Raw genomic sequence first — 3,264 nt, forward strand, 5'->3', positions numbered from 1 at the left:
AATAAAGCGGAAGATTCCAGCTACTCCGAAAGAAGGAGCGAAAAACCAGCTAGATTGTCCTAAAGGATACATTAAAAACACACTAACAAATACAGCAATAGGCCCAGAGAAAGCGATGGCATTATAAGGACGAATCCCTACAAGGCGAGAAATCTCAAATTGACGTAACATGAAGCCAATTAAACCAAAAGCTCCGTGTAATGCTACAAAAGGCCATAAACCACCGATTTGAAACCAGCGAGTGAGATTACCTTGAGCTTCAGGCCCCCACAAGAATAATAAAGAATGTCCAAAAACATCTGCTGGACTAGATACGGCTACGGTTAAAAAGTTAGCACCTTCTAAGTAAGAACTAGCTAAACCGTGAGTGTACCAAGAAGTAACAAAGGTAGTACCAGTCAACCAACCTCCCAAAGCCAAGTAGGCACAAGGAAATAAGAGGATGCCAGACCAACCAACGAATACAAATCGGTCTCTTTTGAGCCAGTCGTCTAGGGTATCAAATATACCTCTTTCTGGCACTCTGCCTACTGCAATGGTCATAAAAGAAACTCCAAATGAATAATATAATTACTAAAAACGTTATTTTTTATTTTCTCAGATCTTAATAACCTATTATGACTATTTTATGAGAAAAATTTACTTTTCTTAACGTTAACTTATAATAACATTTTATGGGAAAATTGCAATATTTGACAAGTAAATTGTTAAAAAATCCTTAAAAATATTAAAATTAGTTAAGTTTATTCTGTTTTCTCGTAATTTAAAGTAATAAAAATACAACAATAATTATGTTTACTATTGATTTGTTAGTTAGATACATTCCCGTACCTTTATCTGTGGAAAAAAAAGAAGAGTCTGATGCTCAAGCTCTTTATACCAATATTTTGGAAATTATTAAAAGTAAAGAAGTACAAGTTGTTCAATTAACCTGTGACAAGCAAACTGACAAAAAAATTGCCGTCTTAAGCGATCAAATCACTGGAGTTATTATTTCTCAGAAAGATGCTGTAAACGCTGGTAGTAAAGCACCCGGATTTTTTGCTGCTTTAGCCGAAAAATAATTACACATTATCGCCTCCCTTCGATGCTTTGAATATCTATCGAATCTAGGCAGGTTTTAGGTTTCAGGTATCGGAAAGGGTTTAATACCCTTGAACTGGGGTGATTAATCAATCAAAGAATTGAAAATAAAAAATCAATTAATACTCAGATCTTGCACCTCGTTAAAAATTAACTGGTGATGCTAGGGCAAAGGGCAAGGGGCAAAGGACAAAGGGATTAACATTGACTCAAACTATACTAAAATTGATTTTTTGACTTTTGTTTATTAAGTATTTTTGATCTGATGCAAGATCTCAGTAATATATATATTTTGTGCATTGTTTAAGCTAATACCTAATACCTTTACACCTGAAACCTTTACAACACCGAAAATTCAAAATTCACGGATGATATTACCAATTAACAATTATCAATTATTACTTTTTGCTTATTTTGATTAACTCTAACTTTGCGATCACCGTTGACAATTTAACATTCCGTTGGAATTCTCAAACTAACGTCTTAAATTCCTGTAATCTTAAAGTTCCTAAAGGAGAATTTTGGATGTTATTAGGTAATAATGGTTGTGGAAAATCCACTTTACTGAGATTATTAGCAGGTTTACTGACGGCTGATAGTGGCACGATCGAAACTGATGCACCTTTAGGATTTGTATTTCAAAATCCAGATCATCAATTAGTGATGCCCACCGTTGCCGCTGATATTGCCTTTGGATTAGTACAAGAAAAACTAAACCTCCTTCAAGTTCAATATCGAGTCAAAGAAGCTCTAACAGCGGTTAATCTTTTACAATTAGAACGTCGCCCTATCTATGCACTCAGTGGCGGACAAAAACAACGTATTGCTATTGCAGGTGCGATCGCTCGTCATTGTCCAGTATTACTATTAGATGAACCTACAGCATTATTAGATCCTGATACTCAAATTGAATTAGTTATTTTAGTACAAAAACTGGTTAGAGAAAGAGGAATAACAGCTTTATGGGTAACTCATCGTTTAGAAGAACTACACTATGCCGATGGCTATTTTTTATTAAAAGAAGGACAAGTTATTCGTCAAGGAAATCCTGAAGAATTATTTGTAAATTAGTTACCATAAATACACCGAAGATCTTAAAATTTTGTTAAAATCTACCATTATGACATTGTAAAAAACCTTTAGTTAAATATATATGCAAAGAAATGGTTTCTACTACTTCTCAAGCTATCTTATTGGTAGATGGCTACAACATAATTGGCACATGGTCTTCCCTTAAAAAAATCAAAGATAATCACGGTTTAGAACAAGCTAGGAATTCATTAATTGAGAGTATGGTTAACTATACAGGGTATAAAGCACTAGAAGCAAAAATAGTGTTTGATGCTCATTATCAAAAAAGTCCTAGTTATCAAGAAAAAGTCGGTAAAAGCGTATTAGTTCACTACACATCTTATACAGAAACAGCCGATACCTATATTGAAAAATTTTGTGCTTCTTTTCCTCGTCGCAATCCTGAAACCGACACAAGAATAATTGTGGCGACTTCTGATCAAGCTCAACGTCATACTGTTGTTGGTTATGGTGCAGAATGGTTGTCAGCTCAGGGATTAGCAAAAGAAATTGATTCCACTAAAACTAAAGAAAGACAAAACTTTCGCTCCCGACAAAAATCTCAGGGGCGTTTTCTTTTTAATTCTCTTGATACTAAAACTCAAAAAGTTTTAACACAAATGCGCTTCGGTATTAATAGTTAACCTTTTCTTTATCAATTAACTTGAATTATTTTCTTAATATTGTTATGATAGTATCTGGTCTTAAGCGGACGTGGCGGAATTGGTAGACGCGCTAGATTTAGGTTCTAGTATCTTTGATGTGAGAGTTCGAGTCTCTCCGTCCGCATTCTATGTATCTGTTTATGTATGATTGTTTCAGATAGTTTCTTCTATATTAAATTAAAAATATTCAATTATTTTTCAACAAATAAAGATTTATTTAGATTGTAAAAATATATTTAAAAACTGTTTCTAACTGCGGTGAATTTTTTAAAACCCTTATATTATATACAATTAATTTTACCTGATTGACATTCTCCCGTCACCAAATCAAAGATTATGGTGAGGGATTCTAACTTCAACCACCTAACTTATCAATCAAGTTTTCACTCAATTGACAGAGGTTAATGTGTCCGTTAGCGTTTACCAGTTCAAGACTGGAAGTTAG

Annotated in this window: 3 protein-coding genes, 1 tRNA gene and 1 pseudogene; 4 read left to right on the forward strand and 1 reads right to left on the reverse strand. The window is 33.8% G+C overall.

Annotated features, from left to right (window positions below; genetic code table 11):
- Nucleotides 1-543: pseudogene (locus ACEW8E_RS10665) on the reverse strand (photosystem II D2 protein (photosystem q(a) protein)); the annotation flags it as partial.
- 248 nt (nucleotides 544-791) lie between these two features.
- Here ACEW8E_RS10665 and ACEW8E_RS10670 point away from each other — a divergent pair.
- The 4 genes from ACEW8E_RS10670 (at nucleotide 792) to ACEW8E_RS10685 (ending at nucleotide 2,943) form a co-directional block, all read left to right on the forward strand.
- Nucleotides 792-1,064, forward strand: coding sequence for a hypothetical protein (locus ACEW8E_RS10670; RefSeq protein ID WP_373480328.1), 273 nt, complete (start codon nucleotides 792-794; stop codon nucleotides 1,062-1,064).
- A 433-nt stretch (nucleotides 1,065-1,497) separates the two neighbouring features.
- Nucleotides 1,498-2,154 carry an energy-coupling factor ABC transporter ATP-binding protein gene (locus ACEW8E_RS10675; protein ID WP_373480329.1) on the forward strand — a complete coding sequence of 219 codons (657 nt, stop codon included), beginning with the start codon at nucleotides 1,498-1,500 and terminating at the stop codon, nucleotides 2,152-2,154.
- A 92-nt stretch (nucleotides 2,155-2,246) separates the two neighbouring features.
- Nucleotides 2,247-2,798: an NYN domain-containing protein gene (locus ACEW8E_RS10680; RefSeq protein ID WP_373480330.1), complete on the forward strand. Its 552-nt coding sequence runs from the start codon at nucleotides 2,247-2,249 to the stop codon at nucleotides 2,796-2,798.
- A 64-nt stretch (nucleotides 2,799-2,862) separates the two neighbouring features.
- A tRNA-Leu gene (locus ACEW8E_RS10685) sits at nucleotides 2,863-2,943 on the forward strand.
- Nucleotides 2,944-3,264 lie beyond the last annotated feature (321 nt).

This window comes from Geminocystis sp. (assembly GCF_041753295.1).
Taxonomy (GTDB): domain Bacteria; phylum Cyanobacteriota; class Cyanobacteriia; order Cyanobacteriales; family Cyanobacteriaceae; genus Geminocystis.

What these genes read in the sequence shown, in the direction of transcription:
- ACEW8E_RS10670 (WP_373480328.1), top strand. Translation starts at nt 792, where the DNA reads ATGTTTACTATTGATTTGTTAGTTAGATACATTCCCGTACCTTTATCT.
- ACEW8E_RS10680 (WP_373480330.1), top strand. Translation starts at nt 2,247, where the DNA reads ATGGTTTCTACTACTTCTCAAGCTATCTTATTGGTAGATGGCTACAAC.